Source organism: Sphingobium sp. FG58 (assembly GCF_057809055.1).
Window position 1 is genome coordinate 1 of record NZ_JBMDJF010000023.1, and the last position, 26,851, is coordinate 26,851.

A 26,851-nucleotide genomic window follows, 5' to 3' on the forward strand; every position below is an offset into this window, starting at 1 on the left:
ACTTCGCTCGAAACGAACGGATTAAGGCACCGTCTCCACCAGCTCCGCAATCTCGAACGCATAGCTTTTCCAGCCGCGCATCCGCGCGCCATCCTCCGCCGCCGCGCGCTTCTTCTTTGCCTCGGCCAGTGACCGCACATGGCCCCAGAACACTTCCGTCTTGCCATTGTCCAGCACAGCGACGATCCGCCAATAATGGGTGAAGGGGTCCGCGGTCGGCCCGATCGTCTTGACATAGCCGTCCGGCAAGGTCGCGGTCAGATAGCGTTTTCGGCGCGCCATTCGCCTAAGCCCGATAGCGGTGCAGCCCCGCCCCGTTTGCGCGCAACCAGGCCCGCGCAGGTCGCGGGTCCACCCCATAAATCCGCGCATGGGCGGCGTGGAAGGCCGGGCTGTGGTCCATATGCAGCAGATGCGCCAGCTCATGCGCCACGGTCGACCGGCGTACCTCCGGCGGGCAGAGGATCAGCCGCCAGCTATAGCGGATCGCGCCGGACGAGGTGCAACTGCCCCAGCGGCTGCGCGGATCGCCCACGCCCACCGACGCAACGATCAGCCCATGGTCGCGCGCCAACTCCTGCGTCTCGACTTCCAGCACCGCCCGCGCCCGCGCCACCAGCCAGCGCTGCACCCGCGCACTCACCGACTCCGCCGCCCCGCCCAGCATCAGCCGATCACCCTCAAGCCGAATCGTGCGCGACGCGCCTTCGACCCAGCAGATGCGCACCTCCCGTCCCTCCAGCGGAAAGACCGCGCCATCCTCCAGCAATGTCACCGCCGGTTGCCCCGCCATCTGCGTGCGCACCCAGCCCTCATGCTGCTGCGCCCAGCCCAGTGCGCGTTTCAGGTTCGCCCGCACCGGCATCGACAGCCGTAATTCGCCCCGCGCCCCGTCGATCGTCAGCCGGTAGGCCCGCGCCCGTGCCGACCGCCGCACCCGCACCGGCATTGCGACGCCGTCGATAACGATCGCGGCGTCGGGATCAGATGTCCCGGTCGACAAGATGATTCTCCAGGTCGCCCGCTTCCGCCTCCGCCACGGTCCAGCCGCGCACCGATTCCTGCGCGCGATGCACCGCTTCCCGGTCACCACTCACCAGATAATGCCAGTCCGGCAGCGGCTCGCCCGCCTCGCGCAGGCGATAGGCGCAGGTGCGCGGCAACCAGCTGATCTGCTTCACCTTGGCCGGGGTCAGCCGCACGCAGTCAGGCACGAATTTGCGGCGATTCTTGTAGCTGGTGCATTGGCCGCTATGGCGGTCGAGCAGGCGGCAGGCGACATTGGTGGGGTAGATATGCCCCGTATCCTCATCTTCCGCCTTGTGCAGGCAGCATTTGCCACAGCCATCGCACAACGCCTCCCATTGGGCAGCGTCGAGCGTGTGGAGAGGCTTTTCCCAGAAGTGCGTCACTTGACCCATTTTTTGAAGAAAGCGAGGACGATATCTTCCGAGCCTTCATTCTCATTCGGAGTGGCGGGATTATCGACAGGCACTAGCGCGATCGGGCTACCATCTGGTGCGAAAAAATAAGGGGTGCGCGAATGACCAACTAGATACTCGCTACTCCCTTCACTTTTCTCCGCATTATAGATCACAGCAAAATCCTTGGCGACCTTCGCAATCTGCTCCGGCGTGCCGGTCAGGCCTATGAGGCGCGGGTGGAAAGCGGCGACATAGGGTTTCAGGATTGCGGGCGTATCGCGCGCCGGATCGACGCTGATGAAGATCGGCTGCACCTTCGCCGCCAGCGCGGGCTGCGCTTTCTCAAACTGGGCAAAGGCCTGCATGATGCGTTGCAGGTCGACCGGGCAGACATCGGGACAATAGGTATAGCCGAAATAGACCAGGCGATACTGGCCCTTGAAATCGTCCCAGCTTTTGGGCTTGCCATCCTGATCGGTCAGGGTGAAGGGCGCGCCGATCCGCGCGCCAGCCAGTTCGCCCGGCGCACTGTCGCCGCTTGATGCGTTTCCGTCCGCCCCCATATTGCACGCAGCCAGCAAGGCCAGCAGCGGCAGGGCGATCGCAATCTTTGCTTTGTTCATGGTGCCGCCAGCCATGCCTTGCTATGGGCCGATTTGCAAATGATACGGGGCAGATGATGAGCAAGACCGGGTTGAGCGCATGGATGGGTCTGGGACGCGCCGCCGCGCTGACGCTGGCGCTGCTGTCCCCGGTCGCGGCGCAGGCGCAATTTTCCGACAATTATAATTTCCTCAAAGCCGTGAAGGATGCCGACGGGCAGAAGGTCACCGACCTGCTGCAAAAACCCGGCTCCACCGTGGTCAACAGCCGCGACGTCACGACCGGCGAAACCGCGCTGCACATCGTCATCGCGCGGCGCGACGCCACCTGGCTCGCCTTCATGCTGGCCAAGGGGGCCAACCCCAATCTGGCCGACAATGCGGGTAATCCCCCGCTGATGAAGGCGGTGCAGGGCCGGTTCGAGGAAGGCGTGCGCACGCTGATCGCCCATGGCGCGCAGGTGGACAAGACCAATGGCAGCGGCGAAACCCCGCTGATCCGTGCGGTGCAGTTGCGCGACCTGGGCCTTGTCCGGCTGCTGGTGGCGCAGGGCGCCAATCCCGACAAGCGCGACAGCATCGCCGGCATGTCCGCCCGCGACTATGCCAACCGCGACAACCGCACCCCCGGCCTCATCGAAGCCCTAGCCGCCGCCAAAACCAGCGCAGCGCCCAAGGGACCGGTGCAGGGTCCGGTGTTCTGAGGCAAAACGCCGCCTACCACCCGATCTCCGCCGCATGATCGGGGTCGCTGATCGCTGTCAGCCGCCGCGCCGCGCGCCGGGCAAAGCGTAACGTCTCCGCCTTGCGCCGGGCCGCGGCCAATGGCTCGATCGGCGCGGGGCGGACCAGTTCGGCGTCATATTGGTCCGCGACGATCAGCCCGGTGCGCGCGGGCCATAGCGCCTCACTGTCGAACAGGGACAGGTCGAACCCCATCGGCACCGCCCAATAATAGCGATCGCAATAGTCGAAATAGTCGGGCCACTTCATGTCGCCCAGCAAATCCGCGCGGCTGCATTTGATCTCCACGATCGTCAGCCGCCCTGCCCCGTCGATCGCCATGATGTCGGCACGCCGCCCGTTGGGCAGCGGCACTTCCAATATGCCGCTCATGTCATGGCGAAAGAACAGCCGCAACGTCCCCCGCGCCACCGCCAGCGCGGTGCCGTCGGTCAACGGGGAACAGCTTTCGATCGGGGCGCTACTCATGGCGCGACTTTAGAACAGGTCGGGAACAAAAGAAAAGGCCGATTCGGCAAACACCAAATCGGCCTTTTCATGATCCACCCCAAAAGATGCGCGCCAATCGCGCGCCGTCCCTCAACGATAGAAAATATGATTGTCGATCATCGCCAGCTTGGCCTTGCCCCAACCCGGCGAAACGCGGCGGGCGTGGAAGAAAAGCGCGCCTTCGGCCGGGCTGTTCCAGCTGTCGTTCATCGCGATCTGGGCGATGGCGACGGCTTCGCGCCAATCGCGGCTGTCGATGCGGATCGGCGGCATCCCGTGGCCACGCACGAAGCTGAACTGGCTGGGCTGATAGACGACGCCGCACAGGCTGTCGGCGAAACGGCCAGACTTGGCGCGGTTGATGATCACCCGTGCCACGGCCAGCTGGCCTTCCAGGCTTTCGCCCTTGGATTCGAAATAGACCGCTCCGGCCAGGCACTTCATGTCGCCGTCCACGGCTTCTGCGTCGCCATGGGCGGCAACCAGCGCGGACAGGCTGCTCGCCTGGACGTCGGATTCGGGAGAATAAGTGCGGTCGGCCTTGGAGGCCGAGGCCAGCGGCTGCACGATTTCGCGCGGCGCGGCAAAAGTGATGGCGGGCTTTTGGGCGGCCGCGGGCGCTGGAATCAGCGCATTGTCCCTGGACAGGGAAGCTACCGACTGGACCGACTCACCGGCGATCGACATATCGGAAGCGGTCACTGCCGCTGTGGCGGACAGTGCAAATGCCACGATGATCGCGGCTCTCAGACGAAAACTCATTACTACTCAAAAACGTGCGGTTCTTGGCCTTAAACGTCGTTTTTTAACACATATTCCCTGACGTTGGGCCGCCCCCCGTCTGCGTGTTTACAACATTCACCCCCCTTGGACGAATGCAGCAACCTGCGCGTTCAGCGTGGGCGGGCCTCTGCACGGACCATTGCACTATGTCAACGATCAGCAGATCGTTTCAGCGGCAAACCGTTCTGCTTCCGGGATATCGAGTTCAACGATCCACAGATCGGGGTCCGATCTGCGCCGACGCGCCACATAGGTGGCAAGCGCCTCCGGCCCCTCCTCCGGGGAAGGTCCACAACGCATCAACGCATGACCCCCTGCAAAGTTCGATACCCGTTCGAACAATCCAGTTTCCCGCCCCTTTTCAAGCGCTTGTATGAGTATGACGCCGCTGGTCGCGTCGCCCTTGACCAGCACCATCGCAAAGCCGCCCGCAGCGTTGGTGCGTCGCACCAGCGCGTTGACCAGAATCGCACTGGTCAGCCGCGCATTGTCCTGCGACTCAGCCACCATATCCCGGCAACGATGACAGCGGGAATTGCGACCGCATGAAGGTGCCGGTGCCGCGGCCAACTTCCTCGCCCTCTGAATCGACCAGACTCGCCTCGGCCACATAAACGCGGCGCTTGCCGCTGATCCAGCGCCCCTCGGCGCGAATCCGGCCGGGCGCGATCGGCCGGGTGAACAGCAGGTTGAAGGCGGTGGTCAGCAGGAATCGGTCGCTGACCAAGCTGTTGGCCGCGTAAAAGGCGGCATCGTCCAGCATCTTGAAATAGACGGTGCCATGGACGGCACCGGCGGCATGGAACTGGCTCTCATCGACATCGAAATCGATGACGCAGCGGCCCGGCTCCTGAATCGCAATCTCCGACCGGAACAGCCGGTTGATCGGCGCGGAGCGATAGAGATTTTCCAGCGCACGGAAATGCGCGGCCTCGCCGCTGGCGGGCGCGCCTGTCTCAGGCAGCGTCACGCGCCCCGCCACCGGCCAGCAGCGCGTGGAGCGCGGCGGCAGACTTGGCCCCGCGCAACCGCACGACCTGATTTTCGTCGCGCAGATAGCGCGATACCCGCGCCAATGTCTTGAGATGTTCCGCGCCGCTATCCACCGGCGAAAGCAGGGCAAAGACGATATCGACCGGCGCATCGTCCACCGCATCGAACGGCACCGGCGGATCGAGCAACACGACCATGCCGCACATCCGCTCCAGCCCGGCAATCTTGGCATGGGGAATGGCGACACCGCCGCCAAAGCCGGTCGAACCCAGCCGCTCCCGCTCGAACAGAGCGTCGCCAACCTCGTCGGCGTCCAGCCCATAGGCGCAGGACGCCAGCGCCGCGATCTTCTGGAACAACTGCTTCTTGCCGTTCACCGAAAGGCCCGTGGCGAGCGCGTCCGCTGAAACGATGTCGTGGAAATCAACCATGGTCTGTCCGAACCAGCCGAGCCGCGCCCAGCCTGGGGTCTAGATGCGCGGCGATCGGGGAATATAAAGCCCGGCCCCATAAGCCGCCTGCACCATCAGGTCAACAGGCGGCCCATGGCAGATGGCCCGGTTCAGCTCGCCGCCAAACGCGGTTCGACCCAACCGATCGTACCGTCATGGCGACGATAGACCATATTATAGGCCGCGGTCCCGGCATTGACGAACAGCAGCGCATTGGTGTTGCGCAGGTCGAGCATCATGACCGCGTCGGACACGCTGGCTTCGGGGATATCGACGCGGGTTTCCGCGACGATCAGCGGCGAATCCTCGACCACCTCCTCATGCTCGTCCACGGGCGAGGCGAAAATGGTATAGCCCGCCCCGTCAATATCATCGACGCTGAAGCTGTTGACCCGCTGCGCTTCGGCGGCGGTCGCCTGGCTGTGCCGGTCCTTCAGACGGCGCATGTAACGGCGCAGCTGCTTTTCGATCCGGTCCGCCGCCTGGTCGAAGGACGGATGCGCCTCCTGCGCCTCGCCTGCTCCTTTCAGGATCAGGCCAGTCATGACATGACAGACGATGTCGCAGTGGAAGGCGCCGTGCGGCGCGGGTCGAAAGGTCACATGGGCCGAAATCGTGCGGGAAAAATATTTCTCGGCCATCGCCTCCATGCGGTCGGCGACATGCTGCTTGAGCGCATCGCCCGTGTCGACCTGATGCCCGGAAACACGAATATCCATATGCCTTCTCCTTATTCTTGCCGGGTCGCAGGAAGCGGCCCGGATGACCTGGAGGCACGGACACGGACCGTTTTTGTCAGCCCGGCTGCGCCTCCTCCAGCCAGATCGGCTTGTCCAGGGTCGCAATGAACCTGGCATGCCGTTCCAGCTCCGCCGCGCTCGCTGCAAAAACGCGCGCGGGACGAACAGGGCGAACCATGGCGCCAGCGCCAAGTTCCCCGTCTGTGGCTGCTTTTTCCTCCTCCTGTGCAAGACCCAGGCCGATCTGACGGCCGCCGGTCAGTTCGATGTAAAGCTGCGCCAGCAATTCGGCGTCGAGCAGCGCGCCATGCTTGATGCGATGGCTGCGATCGATGCCGTAACGGGTGCAGAGCGCGTCCAGGCTGTGCTTGGCGCCCGGATGCAGCGTCCGTGCGATCGCCACCGTGTCGATCATGCGAGTCATCGACACATCGGCGCGGCCGCACAGCCGCAATTCATGGTTGAGGAAGCCGAAATCGAAGCGCGCATTATGCGCGACCAATGGGCTGTCCTCCAGAAAGGCGAGCAGATCATCGACGCCGCTGGCGAACAGCGGCTTGTCCTTCAGGAACGTCGACGACAGGCCATGCACAGCCTCCGCCGCGGCAGGCATGTCGCGCTGCGGGTTATAATAGGCATGGAAGGTGCGGCCGCTCGGCACGCGATTGATCAGTTCGATGCAGCCGATCTCGACCAGTCGGTCGCCGGATGCCGGATCGAATCCGGTCGTTTCGGTATCGAAAATAATCTCGCGCATCGCCCTCTTCATATCGACTCTTGGGCAAACCCTTATCGGCCCATCTTTGCGCCAAGGCAAGCGACCAGACGCCGCACCTGCGCGCGGGTCTGGGTGAAGGTGGTGCCGGTGTGAATGATATGATCGGCCCGCCGCCTTTTTTCCGCGTCCGGGGTCTGGAGGTGGACGATCCGGCGGAATTTGGCGGGCGTCATCCCCGGTCGCGCCAGCACCCGCTTGCGCTGTTTCCACGCCGGAGCGGTGACGACGATCACGCCCGCCAGCCGCTTTTGCCCATGCGTCTCGAACAACAGCGGGATATCGAGAATCACGAAACGCCGCGACCGGTGCCGCCGCAAGAAAGCGCGCCGTGCCGCCTGCACCGCCGGATGGACGATCGCTTCGAGCGCCCGCAGCTCATGGGGATGGCCAAAGACCGCCGCGCCCAGCTTCGCCCGATCCACCCCCTTGGGCCCGGTCGTGCCGGGAAAGCGCGCCTCGATCGCCGGGATCAGCGCGCCGCCCGGTCCCTGCAACCGATGCACCTCCGCATCGGCATCGAACAAGGGTATGCCCTCGCGCCGGAACATCGCCGCTACCGCCGACTTGCCCATGCCGATCGATCCGGTCAGGCCGTAAATCTTCATGGGGCTGCCCGTCAGTCCGCCGCCAACAGCAGCGCGCGCAGATCCGCGTCCAACTCACGCGGCGCCTGCGCATCGAAGAAAATATCGAACGCCAGCGCCGCCTGCCCGATCAGCATTTCCAGCCCGTCGAGCGTCTTGAGACCCCGCGCCCGCGCCGCTTTCAGCAAATCGGTCTCCAGCGGCGCATAGACAATGTCATAGACGGTCGCGCTGGCGGGCAGGGGGGTAAGGTCAAGGTCCAGCACCGGCTGACCCACCATGCCCAGCGACGTGCTGTTGACCAGCAGGTCGCAGGCAGGCAGCGGATCGGTCAGGCTGATGACCTGTCCCTTCACCCCCGCCCGATCAAGCAGCGCCTGACCCTTGGCGACGTCGCGCACCATGATTATGATGTCCGGCACGCCCAGGCTCGACAATGCGAACAGGATCGCCCGCGCCGCACCGCCTGCGCCGATCAGGACGGCCCGTTGCCCCTTCCATTTGTCGCGCAGCAGGGGCTGGAGGAAGCCGCCCGCATCGGTATTGGTGCCGATCAGCGGCCCGCCGGTTTCGCTGGCGATGGTGTTCATCGCCCCGATCCGCGTGCGCACCCCGCCCGGATCGTCGGTATAATCCATCACCGCAATCTTGTGCGGAATGGTGACATTGCACCCCAGCCAGTCGGGATCGGCGCGCCGTTGCAGAAAATAGCTGGCCAGCCCCTCAGCCGTCACATGGGTCTTGCGATATTCCGCCTCGATATCCAGCGCTTTCAGCCAGAAATTATGAATGAGCGGCGATTTGCTGTGGGCGATCGGATCGCCAATCACTTCAGCATAGGGGATCGTGTCGGTCATGCCGCCAAAACGCCGCGCACGCGCAGAAAGTCAAGCAGCGGCAGTAGCGGCAGACCCTGAATCGCAAACTGGCTGCCCTCGATCTTGCTGAACAATTGCGCGCCCGGCCCCTCGATCCGGTAGCAACCCACGCACCAGCGGCATTCGTCCCAGTCGCCGTCCAGATAGGTGTCGATAAAGCCATCGCTCAGGGGTCGAACCGTCATCCGCACCCGCTCGACATGCCGCCAGATCGGTTCGCCATTCAGCACGATTACCGCCGCGCTGTGCAGATGATGCACCCGCCCCGACAGCAACCGCAGGATGCGCGCCGCATCCGCGCGGTCGACCGCCTTGTCGATCATGCTGCCATCATCCAGGCTCAGCGTCTGGTCGCACCCCAGCACCAGTCCCCCCGGCACCCGGCGCGAAACCTTGAGCGCCTTCAACTCCGCCAGCGCATCCGCCAGCGCCCGCGCGTCCAGCCCGTCGGCGCGCAATGCCTCCTTCGCCGCTTCCTCATCCACGCCGGGTGACAATGCCTCGAACGGCACATGCGCGGCCTCCAGCAGCGCCCGTCGACTGGCGCTTTGCGATGCCAGCACGATCATGATGCCGCCCCTTCACCCAGAACATGGTCGTTGAACAGGTTGATGATCGCCGCGGCCGCTTCCTCGATCGACCGGCGGGTCATGTCGATCACCGGCCAGCCATGATCGGCAAACATGCGTCGTGCGAAAGCCAGCTCCTCCTGCACCTTCTCATTATCGACATAGGCCGTCTCCGGCGCCTGATTGAGCGAGAGCAGCCGGTTGCGGCGGATCTGGATCAGGCGATCGGGGCTGACGGTCAGGCCGACGATCATCGGATGTTTCAGGCTATAGAGGCTTTTGGGCGGCGGCGATTCCGGCACCAGCGGGATATTGGCGGTCTTGTAGCCGCGATTGGCGAGGTAGATCGACGTCGGCGTCTTGGACGCGCGCGACACGCCCGCCAGCACGATGTCGGCCTCTTCCCAATTTTCATGGCCCACCCCATCATCATGGGCGATGGTGAACTGGATCGCCTCGATCCGGGCGAAATAGGCTTCGTCGAGAATATGTTTGCGCCCCGGCCGGGTCCGGGTTTCCTGCCCCAATATGTTGGACAGCGCGTCCGCCACGCTGTCGAGCGCGGCGACATGGGGCAGGCCCAGCGCCCGGCAGCGCGTTTCCAGCCGCCGCCGCAACACATGGTTGGTCAGGGTGAACAGCACCAGCCCCGGATTGGCGGCGATTTCCTGCATGATCCGGTCGAGATGGACTTCGGATCGCACCATCGGCCAGAAATGGCGGATCGCCTCGACATTTTCGAACAGGCCGATCGCGGCCTTGGCGATATTCTCCAGCGTTTCACCGGTGGAGTCCGACAGGAGGTGCAGGTGGATGCGCGACATGGCCCATATCTGTGTGGGCAGGCTGTGGATAAAGCAAGGGAGGAGTTGGGGACAAAATCCCCGCTTTTGCTCCGTCCACGACACCGCAAATCTTATCCACAGCCCCCCAACAGACCCACATTTTCATCCACAGCCTGTGGATAACGTGGATAGAGTGACTGACTCAGGCCGCAAAGCGTGCGCCTTGGGAGTCAAGCTGTTGGCAAATCCGGGCACAGCGCATAAACCCCGCTGCCAACGTCCCTACTATCTCCATCATCCTACTTAAATCTATATTAAGAGAGAATAGATGAGCCTCGACGCGCCGACGGTCCTTGCTACCAAGCCTCTGCTTGGCGTCCTCCAGGGCGATGTCCCATCCGTGCCGCCGATGTGGCTCATGCGTCAGGCCGGGCGCTATCTGCCCGAATATCGCGCATTGCGAGCGGACAAGGGCGGCTTCCTCGAACTTGTCTATGACAGCGAGGCCGCTGCCGAGGTCACGCTCCAGCCCTTGCGCCGGTTCGGCTTTGATGGCGCGATCCTCTTTTCCGACATATTGATCGTCCCCTATGCGATGGGACAGGATTTATGGTTCGAGGCGGGCGAAGGTCCGCGGCTTGCTCCCATCCTTGCCGAAACCGATATCAGCACTCTTAAACCCGATTTTAGCCGCTTTGAAGCGGTCTATGAGACGGTCAGGCAGGTCAAGGCCGCGCTCGACCCGTCAGTTACGTTCCTCGGCTTTGCAGGCAGCCCCTGGACCATCGCCACCTATATGGTGGCTGGGCAGGGCAGCAAGGATCAGGGCGCGGCCCGTCGCCTCGCTTATGGCGATCCCGCTCGCTTTGGCGAGCTGATCGACGCCATCGTCGATGCGACCGTCACCTATTTGTCCGGCCAGATCGCGGCGGGCGTTGAAGCAGTGCAATTGTTCGACAGCTGGGCCGGCAGCCTCGCCCCGCTCCAGTTCGATCGCTGGGTGATCCAGCCCAATGCCGCGATCGTACGCAAGTTGAAGGCGCTGCATCCGACGATCCCGATCATCGGCTTCCCCAAGGGCGCGGGCGCGAAACTGGCCGATTATGCCGCTGGCACCGGGGTCGATGCGATCGGCGTCGATGAAACGGTCGATCCCCACTGGGCCAACCGCGTCCTGCCCCAGGGCTTGCCGGTACAGGGCAATCTCGATCCGCTGGCATTGATCGCGGGCGGGCGGGCGGTCGAACAGGCGGTGGACAATATCCGCGCGGCCTTTGTCGACCGACCCCACATCATGAATCTGGGCCATGGCATCCTCCCCGACACGCCCATCGCGCATGTCGAGGCGCTGATCGCCTATGTGAGGCGGTAAATGAAAAAGGCACCCAATCGGATCAGGGAGTTGCGTGATGCACGCGCTATGACTCTAGAGGATGTGGCGTTAGACGCTGGCTGCTCGATTCCCACGATTAATGACCTGGAACGTGGAAAGCTGCGCCTTAGTGACAAATGGATGCGGATTTTGGGGCAAGTGTTCGAGGTCAGTCCCGCAGATATACTATCGGACGAGGATAATCCCGATCGTTTGCATGGAGATGCCCGTCGCTTGAATTACTTATATCGTGGTGCCAGTGCGGATCAGCAAGCGCAGATTATGCGCGTCGTTGAAGCGTTGATAGGCAAGGGAGCAAGTGTTTGATGGCCTTTCTTGGTGCCGCTTATCTCTGGGTGAAGGCTGCCCATGTCATCTTCGTCATCTTCCTGATGGCGGGCCTGTTCATGATGCCGCGCTTCTTCGTCTATCATCAGGAAAGCGCGCCCGGATCGGACGAGGACCGCAAATGGATCGATCGGGAAAAGCGGCTGCTCAAGATCATCCTCAACCCCTCGCTGGTGTTGACCTGGTTGTTCGGCCTGATGCTGATGGTGGAGCTTGGCGCGTGGAGCTTTGGCTGGTTCCACCTGAAACTGCTCTTCGTGCTGGGTCTGTCGGCCTATCATGGCTGGATTGCGGGCTATACGAAGAAACTGGCCAGGGGACAGCGGACCCTGACCGACCGTCAGCTGCGCCTGTTCAACGAAGTCCCCGGCGTTGCGGCCGCGGTCATCGTCATCGCCGTGATCGTCAAACCGTTCTAAATCTTCGGGGGAAGGGGAGGGGGGCAGGCTATCCTACACCCTGCCGCGCTGCTATACTCCCGATGTCGCTTTCCGATAGGATCAGACCCGCGCAATAAAATGTCCGATTTACCGGGAAAAGTGCGAAGTTAAGCATCAGGATGGAGTCGTCCGATGAATCATCCCCGCCTCTGGTTTGGCCGCAAGCGTCTTGGTTGGGGATGGGGTCCCCGCAGTTGGGAAGGCTGGGCTATCATCGGCCTGTTGGTAGCGGCCGCCATCCTTGCCAAACAGCTGTTCTGACGCAGATCAGGCCGGATCGACCGCGATATTGTCAATGAGCCGCGTCTTGCCCAGCCTGGCCGCGCCCAGCAGCCGGGCAGGGCGGTCCAGCACATGCATCGGCTCCAGCGTGACCGCATCGCACAAAGTGACATAGTCGACCGGGTCAAAGCCCTGGGCGCTCAGCATCGCGACCGCCTTGGCCAGCGCCTCCTCGACCGCGCCGCCCTTTTCGATCTGCCGCTTGGCCTCGCCCAGCGCCCGCGGCAAAGCCAGCGCAGCCTTGCGCTCATCGTCGCTCAGATAAGCGTTGCGCGATGACAGGGCCAACCCATCCTCGGCCCGCTGGGTCGGCATCCCGACAATCTCTATGCCCATGTCGAGATCAGCCACCATCCGCCGGATGACGGCGAGCTGCTGATAATCCTTCTCGCCAAAGATCGCGACATCAGGCCGCACCTGGTTGAACAATTTGGTCACCACCGTCGCGACGCCATCAAAATGGCCCGGTCGCGCTGCCCCGTCCAGCCCGTCGCTGACCCCGCTCACGCTGATGTTCGTGGCAAAGCCCGCCGGATACATGACATCGACCGTGGGCATCCACAAAATATCCACCCCGGCGGCGCTAAGCATCTGCGCGTCCTTGGCCTCGCGCCGTGGATAGGCGGCCAGATCCTCGTTCGGCCCGAACTGTTTGGGATTGACGAAGATCGACACGACGACATGCCGCCCGTGCCGCCGCGCTTCCTCGACCAATGCCATATGCCCGTCATGCAACGCGCCCATGGTCGGCACCAGAACCAGCGGCTTTCCGTCGCTTTTCAGCGCGTCGATGGCGGCGCGCAGCGCGGGCAGGTCAGACAGGGTTTGCACGGGAGGAACGGCTCCGATAAGGGCAGGGGTGACAGGGACGTCCTGCTAGGCGCGCAGTCGCTGGACGGTCAAGAATCATTGCGACAATCAACGGGGTTATCAGGGGTCCAATGGCCAATTCGCAGCCGCATCTCATCGTATTCGCCAATGAAAAGGGCGGAACCGGCAAATCGACCACTGCTGTCCACACCGCGATCGCGCTGACGGCGCTCGGCCATCGCGTCAGCATGATCGACCTTGATCCGCGCCAGCGCACCGTCACCCGCTATCTGGAAAATCGCGCCGAAACCGCGCTCCGCCGCGGCATTGAACTGGTCGCACCGACCTTTGCGGTGTTGAAGGGCGACAGTATAGAGGCGCTCGAATCCGAAGTCGCTGCCGTGTCGCAGGACACGGATTTCCTGATCGTCGATACGCCCGGCCGCGATGATGTATTCGCCCGCCACATGGCCGCGCGCGCCAACACGCTGGTCACGCCGATGAACGACAGTTTCGTCGATTTCGACCTGATCGGGCAGGTCGATGCGGAAAGTTTCAAGGTCAAGCGCCTGTCCTTCTATTCCGAACTCATCTTTGAAGCGCGCAAGACCAGGGCCAAGGCCGATGGCGTCTCGATCGACTGGGTCGTGCTGCGCAACCGCGTCCAGCATCAGGATGCTCGCAACAAGAAGCGGGTCGGCGACGCGCTGATGGAATTGTCCCGTCGCGTCGGTTTCCGCGTCATTCCGGGCCTGTCGGAGCGCGTGATCTTCCGCGAACTGTTCCCGTCGGGCCTGACCCTGCTGGACAAGGGGCATCTGGGCGAACTGGGCGTCAGCCATATCGCGGCGCGGCAGGAATTGCGGGAAATGGTGGCGGGCCTCGCTCTCCCCGAACGCAGCGGCGTTGGCTCCATGGACTTGATCGGCGCAGCCTGATGGGCTGGCTTGCGCTGCTGCTGGCGGGCCTTGCAGGCTGGCTGATCTGGACAGGAAGGCTGCAACGCATGAGCGCGAAAGATGGAATGGCGCTGGGCGTGGCGCTGGTCGGCGCAGTGCTGGCGGCCAAGGGCAAGCCGGTGATCGGCGCGCCGCTGCTGATCGGCGCGGCCATGTTCTTCGTAGGACAAGGCAAGCTGCGCGGCAAAGGCAAGACCGCCGCGCCCAAACCTCTGCCGCCACAGGATATTGCGCAGGCCCGCGCCCTGCTGGGCGTGGCGCCTGACGCTGACGCGGACATGATCCGCGCCGCCCATCGTCGCCTGATCGCTTCGGTCCATCCCGACAAGGGCGGGACGGAGGCGCTGGCGGCCCAGATCAACGCCGCCCGCGACCTGCTGCTGCGCCATCAGGCGGAAAGGTGACTCACCGTTTCGACCCTACCCTGCTGCGCGACTATGACATGCGCGGCACGGTGGGCGAAACGCTGGACGCCGCCGACGCCTGGGCGCTGGGGCGCAGCTTCGGCACCGTCATAGCGCGGGCAGGGGGATCGCGCATTGCCGTGGGCTATGACGGACGGCTGAGTTCAGAGATGCTTGAAGCTGCGCTGGTCGACGGTCTGTGCGCCAGCGGCATCGACGTGCTGCGCATCGGGCTGGGACCAACCCCGATGCTCTATTATGCCGAAATGGTCGGCCAGGTGGACGGCGCCATTCAGATAACCGGCAGCCATAATCCCGGCGATCAAAATGGCTTCAAGCTGGTGCAGGGCCATGCGCCCTTTTTCGGCGAAGCGATCCAGCAACTGGGCGTTATGGCGGCGGCGGGCGACTGGGACGATGGCTTTGGCCAGAGTCAAAGCATCACGATCATCGACCGCTATGTCGACCGGCTGGTCGAGGGTTTTGACGGGTGCGCATGGCGCATCGGCTGGGACGCGGGCAATGGCGCGGCCGGACAGGTGGTCGAGACGCTGGTGCAGCGCCTGCCCGGTGAGCATCATCTGCTCTTCACCCACATAGACGGCAATTTTCCCAACCATCATCCCGATCCTTCGCAGGAAGCGAATCTGGCCGACCTGCGCGCCCTTGTCCTTGCCAAGCAGCTCGATTTCGGTGTGGCTTTCGATGGCGATGGTGACCGGATCGGCGTGATCGACGGGCAGGGCAGGGTGATTGCGGGTGACCAGCTATTGGGCCTGTTCGTGCCGAGCGTGCTGGAAAAACGCCCCGGTGCCGCGATTGTCGCCGATGTGAAGGCCAGCCAGTCGCTGTTCGACGGCATCGCTGCGCTGGGTGGTAGGCCCGATATGTGGAAAACCGGCCACAGCCATATCAAGTCCAGAATGAAGCAGATTGGCAGTCCGTTGGGGGGCGAGATGACCGGGCATCTCTTCTTCGCCGACGATTATTATGGCTATGACGACGGCCTCTATGCCGCCGTCCGCCTGATCCGCGCTGCCCGACCGGATCGCAGCATCACCGATCTGCGCAGCGCGATGCCCGACCTTGCCAACACCCCCGAAGTGCGCTTTGCGGTGGCGGAGGATCGCAAATTCGCGGTGATCGACGAAATACGCGCCCGGTTGCGTATAAGCGGCGCGGATGTGAACGCGATCGACGGCGCGCGCGTCCGCACCATCGATGGCTGGTGGCTGCTGCGCGCATCCAATACCCAGGCGGCCCTGGTCGCGCGCGCCGAATCGCAAGACGGCGCAGGGCTGGCCCGACTCATGGCCCAGATCGATGCACAGCTGCACGAATCGGGAATCAGGCGGCCCGTTATATGATTGAGCAATAAAAATTTGGTATCGCTATCATCGCGACATTCGCCTTTCCCCTACGGAAAGCTGAAAACTCAGACTTGATTGCATTTTCTGCAATCACTCCATCATATTTCGCATTTGCGACAATCGCTGCTGCACCGCAAAAGAAACTCGCCTTTCAGGCATCCTCTCCTAAAACTTCAAGGCCGTCCTTCGGGGCGGCTTTTTTTTGTCCTTCGCATGGCGGTCCTGCCGTAGCGTCCGACTGTCTCTGACCGTCGCAACCGCCTGTAAATGCGATGAACCGGACAGGTGCGATACTGGAAATTAACCACGATGCTGCTATCCGCGCTGCGCAAAGTCGGTCAGCGCGCGCGGGATAGTGCGCCGGTGCCGGCACGATAGTGTGTAGAGGATCGTCCATGTCGCTTAGCCGTCGCCTTCTTCCCTTCCTGCTGTCAGGCGTGCTGGCGGCCCCGGTCCCGGCGCTGGCGGGCGGCTTCTACCTGCAGGAACAATCGCCCAAGGAAACCGGGCGTGCGCTGTCAGGGGGCGCTGCGGCAGGCGACGATCCATCGACCATCTATTTCAATCCCGCGGCGATGACCCAATTGTCGGGCATCCAGACGTCGGTGGGCGGCATCATCCTGTCGGCGACCGCGCAGCAGAGCAATCGCGGGTCCAGCCGTTCGGTACCGGGCTTGCCCACATCCGTGCCGGTCACTGGCAATGATGGCGGCAATCCCTTTGCCAAAATCATCCTGATTCCCAGCTTCTACGCCACCGCGCAGGTCAGCGATCGCCTCTGGCTGGGCCTGGGCGTCAACGCGCCGTTCGGGCTGAAGCTGGATTATGACGAAAGCTATTTCGGCCGGTACGATTCCCTCCATACCGACCTGAAAACCTATAATGTCCAGCCGTCCGCTGCCTATAAGCTGAGCGACAATCTCTCGATCGGCGGCGGCGTCGATGTGCAATATGTCAAGGTGACGCTGACCAACGCCCTGCCGCAACTCTCCCCGCTGCTGGCCGATGGCCATGCCTCGATCGAGGGCGACGATCTGTCGGTCGGCTGGAACGCAGGCCTGTTCTACACCAGCGGCGACACCAATTTCGGCGTCCATTATCGCTCGCGCATGACCCACAAGCTGAAAGGTGAGCAGGAGATTAGCGGCCTGTTGGGACCGCTGGCCGGGGCCAACGGCACTTTCGCCGCCAACGCGCCGCTGGAACTGCCCGATATCGTCACGGTCAGCATGATGCATCGCTTGACGCCTAAGTTGCGGGCGATGCTGACTGCGCGCTGGTATAATTGGTCGGTGTTCAAGGCGATCACGATCAACACCGCGACCGGCACATCGGTCAAGGAAATGCATTATCATGACAGCTACAGCGTCAGCGCTGGCGGCGAATATGATGTCAGCGATCGGCTGACCCTGCGCGCCGGCACCATGTTCGACCGCACGCCCACCAATCCGCAATTTCTGACCACCCGCGTCCCCGATGGCGACCGCGTCTGGCTCAGCGGTGGCGCGACCTGGAATATATCGTCCGCGCTGGCGCTCAATCTCAGCTACGCGCACACCTTCGTGGAAAAGGCGAACATCATCCGCCCGGACCATTATTATCCTGCCCCCGCCACGGTAACCACCACGACGCTGTCGAGCGCCAGCGGCAATGCGGATCAATTGGCCGCTTCCCTAACTGTTCGTTTTTGAAGGGCCGCACCAGCCCGCACCCCCACCCGGCCTCCCACAGAATATCCTGGATGGGAGGCCGGGTGGGGGTGCGGGCTGGTGCCGCGCGTTTCAGCACGGCTGAAACATCAAATAGCAGCGGTTTTAACCGTCACCAAACATCCCTATAGAGGCTCCATATTGATGGAGCCGTTCATAGATGTCCGACCATAATCCCGGCCTGCGCCCCTGGCGTGACATTGCCCGCCGCCAGAGCCGCCAGATCATGGTCGGCAATGTGCCGGTGGGTGGTGGTGCGCCGGTCACGGTCCAGACCATGACCAACACGCTGACCCATGATATCAAGGGGACGATCGACCAGATCCGTCGCTGCGAAGATGCGGGCGTGGACATCATCCGTGTGTCCTGCCCTGACGAGGAATCGACCGCTGCCCTGAAGCAGATCGTCCGCGCCGCGCGCGTGCCGATCGTCGCGGATATTCATTTCCACTATAAGCGCGCACTGGAAGCCGCCGATGCTGGCGCCGCCTGCCTACGCATCAACCCCGGCAACATCGGATCGTCAGCCCGCGTCAAGGAAGTGGTGGACGCGGCCAAGGCGAATGGTTGCGCGATCCGCATCGGCGTCAACGCCGGCAGTCTGGAACGCGACCTGCTCGAAAAATATGGCGAACCCTGCCCCGAAGCGCTGGTCGAAAGTGCGCTCGATCATATCAAGCTGCTCCAGGACCAGGATTTTCACGAATATAAGGTCGCGGTGAAGGCCAGCGACGTGTTCTTGGCGGTCGCCGCCTATATGCAATTGGCCGACGCGGTCGATTGCCCGCTCCATCTGGGCATTACCGAAGCGGGCGGGCTGATCGGCGGCACGGTGAAGAGCGCGATCGGCATCGGCAATCTGCTCTGGGCCGGGGTTGGCGACACGATCCGCGTTTCCCTGTCCGCCGAACCCGAAGAGGAAGTCCGCGTCGGCTATGAGATCCTCAAATCGCTGGGCATCCGCACCCGCGGGGTGAAGGTCATTTCCTGCCCGTCCTGCGCGCGCCAGGGCTTCGACGTCATCCGCACCGTACAGGCGCTCGAAGAACGGCTCCAGCATATCCATACGCCACTTTCACTCTCCGTCCTGGGCTGCGTCGTCAACGGCCCCGGCGAAGCGCGCGAAACCGATATCGGCCTGACCGGCGGCGGCAATGGCAAGCATATGGTCTATCTGTCGGGCATCACCGACCACACCATTCAGGACGAAAATATGGTCGATCATATCGTCCGGCTGGTCGAGGCCAAGGCAGCGGAGATCGAGGCTGCCAATGCCGAATCCGACATGACCGACGCGGGCAAGGCCGAAGCGGCGGAATAGGCAGCTTGGAAATTCAGGACCGATATATTATTCAGGTCCTGGAGGAATTTCATGACCTATAGCGGAAAGATGATTGCAGGCGGCAAGGCCGTATTCCCCGCAGAGTTGCGCCGACAACTGGGCTTCAAGGATGGTGACCGGATCGTGTTTGAGCGGCACGGCAGCGGAATTCTGGTCAAAAGCTATGATCAGGTTTTGCGCGAAGTGCAGAGCGATCTGAAAGCATTGATAAAAAAGCCTTTCACCGTCGATGATTTTCTGGCCGAACGCCGCGCCGAAGCGGAACGCGAATGACCGCGGTCATCGATACATCGGCTTTGTTGACCATATTGCTGGATGAGCCGGGAGCAGATCAGGTGCGGCCGCATTTGGCGACCGGGCAGATGTCGGTCATCAATCTTTGTGAAACCTTCACGAAACTTGTCGAGGCTGGCCTGTCGCGAGACGATGCCGCGCATCAGGTCATGCGCCTGGAACTGCGTATCAGCCCATTCCACGAAGCGCACGCGTTGGAAGCCGCCATGCTTCGCCCGATGACCCGGCATTTGGGATTGTCCCTTGGCGATCGGGCCTGTCTGGCGCTTGCGCGGCTGACTAATCTGCCAGTCATCACCGCTGACCGGGCCTGGACTGCGCTGGACATCGGCATCGACATCCGGCTCATCCGCTGAACGCCATGCCCGCGCGCTCCAGCTTCCTCATTCCCTTTGCCGTCTGCTGCGTCGGCGTGGCGCTGTTTTCGGTGATGGATGCGGCGATGAAGGGGCTGAGCCTCGCCATCGGTCTCTACAACGCCCTGTTGTGGCGGGCGATCACGGGGACGCTGCTTGGCCTTGGCCTGATGCTCCTCACCCGCCAGCGCTGGCCCGACCGGACGGTGCTGCGCCTGCACATGCTGCGCGGCTCGGTCGTGGCGCTGATGGCCGGGCTGTTCTTCTGGGCGCTGATGCGTATGCCGCTCGCCGAAGCGATAGCCCTGTCCTTCATCGCGCCGCTGATCGCGCTCTATCTCGCCGCGCTGCTGCTGGGCGAAACGATCGGGCGACAGGCAATCGGTGCATCTGTGCTGGGGCTGGTCGGCGTCGGCGTGATCCTGTCTGGGCGTTTGCAAGGCCACTATGATCGCGACGCTTTGCTGGGTGCGCTGGCGGTGCTGGCGTCGGCGGTGCTGTTCGCCTGGAACCTCATCCTTCAACGCCAGCAGGCGCAGCGCGCGTCCCCGATCGAGGTCGCCTTCTTCCAGCATCTTGTCATGTTGGGCGTGTTCGCCATCGGCGCGCCTTTCTACGCCCGGCTGCCCGCGCCGTCAGCGATCCCGCTGATCCTGCTGGCGGCGGGTCTGGCTTTCACCTCGCTTGCCGCGCTGGCCTGGGCCTATGCAAGGGCGGAGGCGCAGCGGCTGATCCCGGTCGAATATAGCGCCTTCCTCTGGGCGGCGGTGGTCGGCTGGCTGGCCTTTGGCGAGCGGCTGACCCTGACCACAGTGGCGGGCGCAGCCCTCATCATCGCCGCCTGCCTGATAACCGCACGAGGCAAACGGGCGGCTATCGCCCATGTCGAACCGGGAACCGCCTGAATGACCCTGACCATCCGCCCCGCAACGCCGGACGATCTCGACGCGATCGTGGGCTTTATCCATGCGCTGGCGGCGTATGAAAAGCTGTCCCACGCGGTGAAGGCGGACCCCGCGACGTTGGCCCGCTACCTGTTCGGTCCGCGCACGATGGCCGAAGTGCTGATCGCGCAAAGCGACGGCGCGGCGATCGGCTTCGCGCTCTTCTTCCACAATTTCTCGACCTTTGAAGGGCGGCCGGGTCTTTATCTGGAGGATCTGTTCGTGCAGCCGGACGCGCGGGGCATGGGCGCGGGCAGGGCGTTGCTCGCCCGGCTTGCGCAGATCGCGCTGGATCGCGACTGCGCCCGGCTGGAATGGGCGGTGCTGGACTGGAACGCACCCGCCATCGCCGTCTATCGCGCCATCGGCGCGCAGCCGATGGACGAATGGACGGTGCAGCGGCTCGACGGTGAAGCGCTCCGCGCGCTCGCCGCCGCGGCCCCGATCACCGCTTGAGCGCATCCTCGACACTGACAAAGATCAGCATGGCGGCAAAGGCGCCCAGCGACAGGGCAACGACGGCAGGGAAATAGTCGGCGATCATGGTGAATTCCTTTCGGGCATCTTCCTGCCCCGCCGCTGACCCCGCCCGCCATACGGAATGTTACGGATCAGTCGGGACGAGCCGTGGGCGCACACCCTTGACGCCGACTCCCCGCCCGGCGCATTGTGCGCAAACGGAACATTTGGGGGACACGGGGTTAACATGGCTGTCAGCCGCACAGTGAAGCGCACGCCCGAATGGCGCGAAATGCTCAAGCGCAGCCTGCTCCGCAGCGGTGCGCTGATCGGTGCCATCGCGCTGATGCTGGCGACCCTGTTCCTGGCGCTGGCGCTGCTCAGCTATACGCCCAGCGACCCGTCGATGAACACGGTGGCGGGCGATCATGTCGCCAATGTTATGCAGGCACCGGGTGCCTGGACCGCCGATTTCCTGCTCTGGCTGCTGGGCGTACCCATCGCGCTCATCCTGCCGCTGATGGCGGTTACCGCGCGCCGTCTGTGGGGCGATCAGGATATGAGCGCGTGGAAGGGGCAGTTTGGCCAATGCCTGTTCGGCATCATCCTCATCGGGATCGCGCTGGCCCTGTTCCAGACTAATCCGCTGGTCGGCCTGCCCGCGGGCTGGGGCGGGGTGATCGCGCTGGTCACTGCCAAGGGAATATTGAGCCTGACGGCGCAAGTACCGGTGGCGCAGCCATGGATTACCGGGGCCATCGTGATCATCGCGATGATCGGTGGCCTGGTCGCCTGTTATCGCAGCCTGGCATTGGAAAAGCCGATTCTCGCGCTGCGCCGCCCGGCCCTGCCCAAACTCAGCCTGCCCAAGCCCAGCCTTGGCTTTGCGGGCAGCAGTGCGGCGGATGAGGAAGAGGAAGACGAGGTCGGCGAACGGGTCATCGCCCCGCGCAAGACCGTGTCCAACGAACCCAAGCCGCCGATCACCATCCAGACGCCCAAGCCCGCGCCCGCCCAGCGGCCCATGGCCCCGGTCAGCCAGGATGATCTGTTCGGCCATAGCTCGCTGCCCTCGCCCGACCTGCTCAACCCGGTTCCCGCCAGCCAGGGCGGCAAGATCGACAAGGCGGCGCTGGAACGCAACGCCCGGCTGCTCGAATCCGTCCTCGACGACTTTCATGTGAAGGGCAATATTGTCGAGGTTCGCCCCGGCCCGGTCGTCACCATGTATGAACTGGAACCAGCGCCGGGCATCAAGGCCAGCCGGGTGATCGCGCTGGCCGACGATATTGCGCGCAACATGTCGGCGCTGTCGGCCCGTGTCGCGACGATTCCCGGCCGCACCGTCATCGGCATCGAACTGCCCAACGCCCATCGCGAGGGCGTCTCCTTCCGCGAACTCATCACCAGCGAACAATTTGGCGGTGAAGGGACGCTGCCGATCATCCTGGGCAAGAATATCTCCGGCGAACCGATCATCGCCGACTTGGCCCCCATGCCCCATCTGCTGATCGCGGGCACCACCGGGTCGGGCAAGTCGGTCGGCCTTAACGCCATGATCCTGTCCCTGCTCTACCGCATGACGCCGGACCAGCTGCGCCTGATCATGATCGATCCCAAGATGCTGGAACTGTCGACCTATGACGACATTCCGCATCTGCTGTCTCCGGTCGTCACGGAGCCGCAAAAGGCGATCCGCGCGCTCAAATGGGCGGTCGAGCAGATGGAGGATCGCTATCGCATGATGGCGTCCATCTCGGTCCGTAACCTCGCCAATTACAACGAAAAGGTCCGCGCCGCCAAGGCGAAGGGCAAGCCCTTGGGCCGCCGTGTCCAGACCGGCTACGACCCCGAAAATGGCAAGCCCATCTATGAGGAAGAACAGCTCGATTTCCAGCCGCTGCCGCAGATTGTGGTGGTGGTGGACGAGCTAGCCGACCTGATGATGACGGCGGGCAAGGAAGTCGAATTTCTGATCCAGCGCCTCGCGCAAAAGGCTCGCGCCGCCGGCATCCACCTGATCCTGGCGACCCAGCGCCCCTCGGTCGATGTCATCACCGGCGTCATCAAGGCGAACCTGCCGACCCGGATCAGCTTTTTCGTGACCAGCAAGATCGACAGCCGCACCATCCTGGGCGAACAGGGTGCCGAACAATTGCTGGGCAAGGGCGACATGCTCTACATGCACGGCGGCAAGGGGCTGATGCGCGTCCATGGCCCGTTCGTGTCCGACGATGAAGTCCGCGTCGTCGCCGACCATTGGCGCGCGCAGGGCCAGCCCGACTATATCCAAGCCGTCACCGAAGAACCGGAAGAAGGCAGCTTCGCCCTCGACGGCGTGGATCTGGGCGATGACAGCCCGGACGCGCAGCTGTTCCGCAAGGCGTGCCAGCTGGTGTTCGAGAACCAGAAGGCCTCGACCAGCTGGCTGCAACGGCAATTGCGGGTCGGCTATAATAGCGCCGCGCGCCTGATCGAGAAAATGGAGGAAGAAGGGCTGGTCGGCCCCCCCAACCATGTCGGCCGCCGCGAAGTGCTGCGCGATGAAAATGGCAATCCGCTATAGCCTGACAGGGGGGGCGTGGCTGAACGGTAGGGAACGGGCGGGTTCACAGGTCGTTCAATCGCTTCATCCTACACCGCATCCGTAACAACCGGAGAGTATTCCATGAAGCGCATCAGTCTCGCGCTGGCCTTCGCGCCTGCCGTCCTTGCCGTCCCGCTCGCCGCGCCTTTGCTGGCGCAGCAGGGTCAGTCTGAACTCAGCCGGGTCAATGCCTATATCCGCGCGGTCAGCAGTATGACCGCCGATTTCAGCCAGACCGACCGCAATGGCCAGACGCTGACCGGCCAGCTGACGCTCAAGCAACCGGGCAAGATCCGCTTTCAATATCAGAAGGGCGTGCCGTTGCTGATCGTGGGTGATGGAAAGGCGCTGACCATGATCGATTATGAAGTGCGGCAGGTGCAGCGCTGGCCGATCGGCAATTCGCCGCTGGGCGCGCTGCTGGATCCGAGCAAGGATCTGTCCAAATTTGGCAAGGTCGTGCCGACTGGCGATCCGTCGATCCTGAGCGTGCAGGCGCGCGATCCCAAGCGGCCCGAATATGGCACCATCACCATGATTTTCCGCCGCGACGCCGCCAGCCCGGCGGGCCTGCAACTCTATGGCTGGGTCGCGCTCGATTCGCAGAACAACCGCACTGCCATCCGCCTGTCGAACCAGCGCTATGGCGTGCCCATCGCCGATTCCGCCTTCCGCTGGACCGATCCCAGGCCAAAGGGCCGCTCGGCGGGCGGGTGAAACGAGCGCCCCGCACGATGGACGGATAAACTTGCAGTTCCGTTCATCTGCCGCTCATATCCGGGGCGCTATTTAGAACTCCACGGCGAGAGGCCAACCGGGATTTCCCCCCTGTTACCCGGCACACGCCTCCCGTCGCAAAGCGCTTCAAGGGCGCGATCGAGACCCCCGTTCCATGCCCCCGGAGCGGGGGTCTTACTTTGTCGGCAGTGCGCGCAGCCGTCTTGCATGGCGCGGATTAGCCTCCTAGTGCGACACCATGGCCGACACTCTTTCCATCGCATCCTGGAACATCAACAGCGTCCGCGCGCGCATCGACATCGTCGAACAATTCCTGACCCAGGAAGCGCCGGACATATTGTGCCTTCAGGAAACCAAGGTGGTGAACGAGACCTTCCCCGCCGATATGTTCCGCCGTCTGGGCTATGTTCATCAGGTGCTGAACGGCCAGAAAATGCACCATGGCGTCGCGATCATGAGCCGGGTGCCGATTCATGAGGATGACCGGCTCGACTGGCAGGCCAATGGCGAGGCGCGCCATGTCGGCGTTCGCCTGGACAATGGTGTGCGGATCGAAAATGTCTATGTCCCCGCCGGGGGCGACATTGCCGATCGGGAGCAGAACCCCAAATTCGGCCAGAAGCTCGATTTTATCGAACGTATGATCCAATGGTCGTCGGCGCTGGATAACAAGCCGACCATATTGACCGGCGATTTCAACATCGCGCCGCTGGAATGCGATGTGTGGAGCCACAAGCAATTGCTCAACGTCGTCAGCCACACACCGGTCGAATGCGAAATTCTCGCCCGGTTGCAGGCATCGAATGACTGGGTCGATATCGGCCGTCATTTCCATCCGGCGCCAGCGCGGCTCTACACCTGGTGGAGCTATCGCGCCAAGGATTGGGCCGAATCGGATCGCGGTCGGCGGCTCGACCATATGTGGATGACCCGCGACGTCGCCGACAAGGCGGTTGCCCACCGTGTCGTCGAACCCGCCCGCAACTGGGGCAAGCCGTCCGACCATATCCCCATCATCACCGAATTCGCCTTCTGATGGACAGGCGGGCGATCGGGCGCGACGCGGCGCGGGCGATCGACGCGCTGCGGCGCGGCTGGGCGGTGCGGGTGTCGGCTGCCGATGGCGCGTTACGGCTGATGGCGGTGGAAGGGGCGGACGCGGTCACGCTGGCCGACTTCGATCCTGCGGGCAAAGCCGACATATTAATCTCCGCTGCGCGCGGCCAGACGCTCAAACTTGCCAACCAGATCGCGGCGGCCGATCCCGACATGCCGGTGCTGATCGCCCGCGCGCCGTGGATCGACGCCGATGTGGCGACCGCCATCTCCGACCCGGTGCTGGACCTTGCCTCTCCCCTTAAAGGACCGTTTCAGGCCCGCACCCTCACTGCGCCACTGGCGGCAAAGGCCGCACTGCGCCTCGCCCGCCTGGCCGGCATCCTCCCCGCCTATTTCGCGCTGGATGGCGAAGGCGACCGGGATGTCGATGTCAGCGCCGACGCGATCGACGCCTATGACGATGCGATCCACCTCGCCATCGCCACCCGTGCAAGCCTGCCGGTGTCGGCCAGCGAAAGCGCGGAAATCATTGCCTTCCGCAGCCCGGATGAACCGCGCGAACATGTCGCACTCATTGTCGGGAAACGGGACTCCTCGCCCCCCGTCGTCCGCCTGCACAGCGAATGCCTGACCGGCGATGTGCTGGGCAGCCTGAAATGCGACTGCGGCCCGCAACTGCACGAAGCGCTCCACCAGATCGCCGACGCGCCCTGGGGCGTGCTGCTCTATCTGCGGCAGGAAGGGCGCGGCATTGGCCTCGTCAACAAATTGCGCGCCTATGCGATGCAGGATCAGGGCTTCGACACCGTGGACGCCAATGTCCGGCTGGGCTTTGCCATCGACGCGCGCGATTTTTCGGTCGCGGCGCGGATGCTCGATCTGATCGGCGTGCGCACCGTCCGGCTGCTGACCAATAATCCGCAAAAGGTGGCGGGGCTGGAGGCGGCGGGGATCAGCGTGGCCGAACGGCTGCCGATCATCCTGCCGACCAACCCGCATAACGAACGCTATCTCGCCACCAAGCGCGACCGGACCGGCCACCAGCTATGAGCCTGATCCGCGTCGATAGCGGCGCGGGCCGCCTGACCTTTGGCGCGACCAGCATGGCCTGCACCATTGGTCGGGGCGGCGCCTGCGCGGCGAGCGACAAGCGCGAGGGCGACGGCTGCACCCCGCTAGGCGTCTGGCCGCTTCGAGGCGTGCTGCTGCGACCGGGCAAGGTCGATCCGGCGGGGTTGCGTCTGCCCTGGCGCTGGGTGCGTGCGGGCGATGGCTGGTCTGATGACCCGGCCGATCCCGCCTATAACCGCCCGGTCCGCCTGCCGCGTGGTTTCTCTGCCGAAAGCCTGATCCGCGCCGACGACGCCTATGACGTGATCGTCATCCTCGGCCATAACGACCGGCCGCCGGTGCCGGGGCAGGGCAGTGCGATCTTCTTCCACCTGTCGGAAGGCCGGCCGACCGCCGGCTGTGTCGCGGTCGAGCGGGCCGATATGCTGCGGTTGCTACCGCTGCTGCAACCGGGCGACGCGATGGAGATTGTTTGACATCGCGCCA

Annotated in this window: 35 protein-coding genes; 19 read left to right on the top strand and 16 right to left on the bottom strand. The window is 63.5% G+C overall.

Annotation, left to right across the window (positions count from 1 at the left end; all coding sequences use genetic code 11):
• Nucleotides 1–21: 21 nt before the first annotated feature.
• Genes ACODR8_RS17815 through ACODR8_RS17830 form a run of 4 tightly spaced genes read right to left on the bottom strand, consistent with a single transcriptional unit; the run spans nt 22 to nt 2,062 of the window.
• Nucleotides 22–282: a hypothetical protein gene (locus ACODR8_RS17815; RefSeq protein WP_489008498.1), complete on the bottom strand. Its 261-nt coding sequence runs from the start codon at nt 280–282 to the stop codon at nt 22–24.
• Nucleotides 283–286: 4 nt separating this feature from the next.
• A complete protein-coding gene (locus ACODR8_RS17820) occupies nt 287–949 on the bottom strand; it encodes a M48 family metallopeptidase (protein ID WP_489008546.1) in 663 nt (220 codons plus the stop codon).
• Nucleotides 950–983: 34 nt separating this feature from the next.
• A complete protein-coding gene (locus ACODR8_RS17825; protein ID WP_489008499.1) occupies nt 984–1,421 on the bottom strand; it encodes a YcgN family cysteine cluster protein in 438 nt (145 codons plus the stop codon).
• A complete protein-coding gene (locus tag ACODR8_RS17830; RefSeq protein WP_489008500.1) occupies nt 1,409–2,062 on the bottom strand; it encodes an SCO family protein in 654 nt (217 codons plus the stop codon). The genes ACODR8_RS17825 and ACODR8_RS17830 overlap by 13 nt, the downstream gene beginning before the upstream one ends.
• 41 nt (nt 2,063–2,103) lie before the next feature.
• Here ACODR8_RS17830 and ACODR8_RS17835 point away from each other — a divergent pair, with 41 nt between their 5' ends.
• Entirely contained in the window at nt 2,104–2,730 is a 627-nt protein-coding gene (locus ACODR8_RS17835; protein WP_489008547.1) for an ankyrin repeat domain-containing protein, read from the top strand.
• A gap of 13 nt (nt 2,731–2,743) precedes the next feature.
• Here the strand turns inward: ACODR8_RS17835 and ACODR8_RS17840 are convergent, their stop codons facing one another.
• The 11 genes from ACODR8_RS17840 to ACODR8_RS17890 all read right to left on the bottom strand — a co-directional run bounded on the left by ACODR8_RS17840 (nt 2,744) and on the right by ACODR8_RS17890 (nt 9,860).
• Nucleotides 2,744–3,238: an MmcB family DNA repair protein gene (locus ACODR8_RS17840; protein ID WP_217673193.1), complete on the bottom strand. Its 495-nt coding sequence runs from the start codon at nt 3,236–3,238 to the stop codon at nt 2,744–2,746.
• A gap of 111 nt (nt 3,239–3,349) precedes the next feature.
• Nucleotides 3,350–4,021 (bottom strand): cell wall hydrolase, encoded by a 672-nt coding sequence (locus ACODR8_RS17845; protein ID WP_489008501.1) that lies wholly within the window; start codon nt 4,019–4,021, stop codon nt 3,350–3,352.
• Between the two features lie 177 nt (nt 4,022–4,198).
• Nucleotides 4,199–4,552, bottom strand: coding sequence for a DUF1491 family protein (locus ACODR8_RS17850; RefSeq protein ID WP_489008502.1), 354 nt, complete (start codon nt 4,550–4,552; stop codon nt 4,199–4,201).
• A complete protein-coding gene (locus ACODR8_RS17855) occupies nt 4,542–5,012 on the bottom strand; it encodes a PaaI family thioesterase (RefSeq protein WP_489008503.1) in 471 nt (156 codons plus the stop codon). The genes ACODR8_RS17850 and ACODR8_RS17855 overlap by 11 nt, the downstream gene beginning before the upstream one ends.
• Nucleotides 4,999–5,466 (bottom strand): PTS sugar transporter subunit IIA, encoded by a 468-nt coding sequence (locus ACODR8_RS17860; protein ID WP_294138176.1) that lies wholly within the window; start codon nt 5,464–5,466, stop codon nt 4,999–5,001. The genes ACODR8_RS17855 and ACODR8_RS17860 overlap by 14 nt, the downstream gene beginning before the upstream one ends.
• Before the next feature lie 131 nt (nt 5,467–5,597).
• Nucleotides 5,598–6,206 carry a ribosome hibernation-promoting factor, HPF/YfiA family gene (hpf, locus tag ACODR8_RS17865; protein ID WP_489008504.1) on the bottom strand — a complete coding sequence of 203 codons (609 nt, stop codon included), beginning with the start codon at nt 6,204–6,206 and terminating at the stop codon, nt 5,598–5,600.
• A gap of 76 nt (nt 6,207–6,282) precedes the next feature.
• On the bottom strand, nt 6,283–6,984 hold the full coding sequence (gene dnaQ / locus ACODR8_RS17870) for a DNA polymerase III subunit epsilon (RefSeq protein ID WP_489008548.1): 702 nt from the start codon (nt 6,982–6,984) through the stop codon (nt 6,283–6,285).
• A 32-nt stretch (nt 6,985–7,016) separates the two neighbouring features.
• Complete coding sequence (gene coaE, locus ACODR8_RS17875) at nt 7,017–7,610, bottom strand: dephospho-CoA kinase (RefSeq protein WP_489008505.1); 594 nt, start codon at nt 7,608–7,610, stop codon at nt 7,017–7,019.
• 11 nt (nt 7,611–7,621) lie between these two features.
• The gene (gene aroE, locus ACODR8_RS17880) at nt 7,622–8,446 is read right to left on the bottom strand and encodes a shikimate dehydrogenase (RefSeq protein WP_489008506.1); all 825 of its coding nucleotides are present in this window, start codon (nt 8,444–8,446) and stop codon (nt 7,622–7,624) included.
• Nucleotides 8,443–9,036, bottom strand: a complete 594-nt coding sequence (locus ACODR8_RS17885; protein ID WP_489008507.1) for a Maf family protein — start codon at nt 9,034–9,036, stop codon at nt 8,443–8,445. The genes aroE and ACODR8_RS17885 overlap by 4 nt, the downstream gene beginning before the upstream one ends.
• Entirely contained in the window at nt 9,033–9,860 is an 828-nt protein-coding gene (locus tag ACODR8_RS17890; protein ID WP_217673183.1) for a pyruvate, water dikinase regulatory protein, read from the bottom strand. The genes ACODR8_RS17885 and ACODR8_RS17890 overlap by 4 nt, the downstream gene beginning before the upstream one ends.
• Before the next feature lie 289 nt (nt 9,861–10,149).
• On the opposite strand from ACODR8_RS17890, the gene hemE reads away from it, so the two are divergent.
• The 4 genes from hemE to ACODR8_RS17910 all read left to right on the top strand — a co-directional run bounded on the left by hemE (nt 10,150) and on the right by ACODR8_RS17910 (nt 12,242).
• Nucleotides 10,150–11,193, top strand: coding sequence for a uroporphyrinogen decarboxylase (hemE, locus tag ACODR8_RS17895; protein WP_489008508.1), 1,044 nt, complete (start codon nt 10,150–10,152; stop codon nt 11,191–11,193).
• A complete protein-coding gene (locus tag ACODR8_RS17900) occupies nt 11,194–11,520 on the top strand; it encodes a helix-turn-helix transcriptional regulator (protein ID WP_489008509.1) in 327 nt (108 codons plus the stop codon). It begins immediately after the preceding gene.
• Nucleotides 11,520–11,960 carry a CopD family protein gene (locus tag ACODR8_RS17905; protein ID WP_489008510.1) on the top strand — a complete coding sequence of 147 codons (441 nt, stop codon included), beginning with the start codon at nt 11,520–11,522 and terminating at the stop codon, nt 11,958–11,960. The genes ACODR8_RS17900 and ACODR8_RS17905 overlap by 1 nt, the downstream gene beginning before the upstream one ends.
• A gap of 153 nt (nt 11,961–12,113) precedes the next feature.
• Nucleotides 12,114–12,242 (top strand): hypothetical protein, encoded by a 129-nt coding sequence (locus tag ACODR8_RS17910; RefSeq protein WP_275402196.1) that lies wholly within the window; start codon nt 12,114–12,116, stop codon nt 12,240–12,242.
• A 6-nt stretch (nt 12,243–12,248) separates the two neighbouring features.
• Here ACODR8_RS17910 and panC read toward each other — a convergent pair whose 3' ends face one another.
• Complete coding sequence (gene panC / locus ACODR8_RS17915) at nt 12,249–13,094, bottom strand: pantoate--beta-alanine ligase (RefSeq protein WP_489008511.1); 846 nt, start codon at nt 13,092–13,094, stop codon at nt 12,249–12,251.
• 110 nt (nt 13,095–13,204) lie between these two features.
• On the opposite strand from panC, the gene ACODR8_RS17920 reads away from it, so the two are divergent.
• The 14 genes from ACODR8_RS17920 to ACODR8_RS17985 all read left to right on the top strand — a co-directional run bounded on the left by ACODR8_RS17920 (nt 13,205) and on the right by ACODR8_RS17985 (nt 26,841).
• Nucleotides 13,205–14,011: a division plane positioning ATPase MipZ gene (locus ACODR8_RS17920; RefSeq protein ID WP_489008512.1), complete on the top strand. Its 807-nt coding sequence runs from the start codon at nt 13,205–13,207 to the stop codon at nt 14,009–14,011.
• On the top strand, nt 14,011–14,436 hold the full coding sequence (locus ACODR8_RS17925) for a J domain-containing protein (protein WP_489008513.1): 426 nt from the start codon (nt 14,011–14,013) through the stop codon (nt 14,434–14,436). The genes ACODR8_RS17920 and ACODR8_RS17925 overlap by 1 nt, the downstream gene beginning before the upstream one ends.
• Nucleotides 14,433–15,803, top strand: coding sequence for a phosphoglucomutase/phosphomannomutase PgmG (gene pgmG / locus ACODR8_RS17930; RefSeq protein WP_489008514.1), 1,371 nt, complete (start codon nt 14,433–14,435; stop codon nt 15,801–15,803). The genes ACODR8_RS17925 and pgmG overlap by 4 nt, the downstream gene beginning before the upstream one ends.
• 398 nt (nt 15,804–16,201) lie before the next feature.
• Entirely contained in the window at nt 16,202–17,497 is a 1,296-nt protein-coding gene (locus ACODR8_RS17935; RefSeq protein WP_489008515.1) for an OmpP1/FadL family transporter, read from the top strand.
• Nucleotides 17,498–17,675: 178 nt separating this feature from the next.
• Complete coding sequence (gene ispG, locus ACODR8_RS17940; RefSeq protein ID WP_489008516.1) at nt 17,676–18,836, top strand: flavodoxin-dependent (E)-4-hydroxy-3-methylbut-2-enyl-diphosphate synthase; 1,161 nt, start codon at nt 17,676–17,678, stop codon at nt 18,834–18,836.
• Nucleotides 18,837–18,887: 51 nt separating this feature from the next.
• The gene (locus tag ACODR8_RS17945) at nt 18,888–19,130 is read left to right on the top strand and encodes an AbrB/MazE/SpoVT family DNA-binding domain-containing protein (protein ID WP_217673174.1); all 243 of its coding nucleotides are present in this window, start codon (nt 18,888–18,890) and stop codon (nt 19,128–19,130) included.
• Complete coding sequence (locus tag ACODR8_RS17950; protein WP_489008517.1) at nt 19,127–19,507, top strand: type II toxin-antitoxin system VapC family toxin; 381 nt, start codon at nt 19,127–19,129, stop codon at nt 19,505–19,507. Before ACODR8_RS17945 ends, ACODR8_RS17950 begins: the two co-directional genes overlap by 4 nt.
• 5 nt (nt 19,508–19,512) lie before the next feature.
• Nucleotides 19,513–20,412 (top strand): DMT family transporter, encoded by a 900-nt coding sequence (locus ACODR8_RS17955; protein WP_489008518.1) that lies wholly within the window; start codon nt 19,513–19,515, stop codon nt 20,410–20,412.
• On the top strand, nt 20,413–20,907 hold the full coding sequence (locus ACODR8_RS17960) for a GNAT family N-acetyltransferase (protein WP_489008519.1): 495 nt from the start codon (nt 20,413–20,415) through the stop codon (nt 20,905–20,907). It begins immediately after the preceding gene.
• 250 nt (nt 20,908–21,157) lie between these two features.
• On the top strand, nt 21,158–23,476 hold the full coding sequence (locus ACODR8_RS17965) for an FtsK/SpoIIIE family DNA translocase (protein ID WP_489008520.1): 2,319 nt from the start codon (nt 21,158–21,160) through the stop codon (nt 23,474–23,476).
• Nucleotides 23,477–23,578: 102 nt separating this feature from the next.
• Complete coding sequence (locus tag ACODR8_RS17970) at nt 23,579–24,214, top strand: LolA family protein (RefSeq protein WP_489008521.1); 636 nt, start codon at nt 23,579–23,581, stop codon at nt 24,212–24,214.
• A gap of 259 nt (nt 24,215–24,473) precedes the next feature.
• Complete coding sequence (gene xth / locus ACODR8_RS17975) at nt 24,474–25,271, top strand: exodeoxyribonuclease III (RefSeq protein WP_489008522.1); 798 nt, start codon at nt 24,474–24,476, stop codon at nt 25,269–25,271.
• Nucleotides 25,271–26,344 (top strand): GTP cyclohydrolase II, encoded by a 1,074-nt coding sequence (ribA, locus tag ACODR8_RS17980; protein WP_489008523.1) that lies wholly within the window; start codon nt 25,271–25,273, stop codon nt 26,342–26,344. The genes xth and ribA overlap by 1 nt, the downstream gene beginning before the upstream one ends.
• On the top strand, nt 26,341–26,841 hold the full coding sequence (locus ACODR8_RS17985) for a L,D-transpeptidase family protein (protein WP_489008524.1): 501 nt from the start codon (nt 26,341–26,343) through the stop codon (nt 26,839–26,841). The genes ribA and ACODR8_RS17985 overlap by 4 nt, the downstream gene beginning before the upstream one ends.
• The last annotated feature ends 10 nt before the right edge of the window (nt 26,842–26,851 follow it).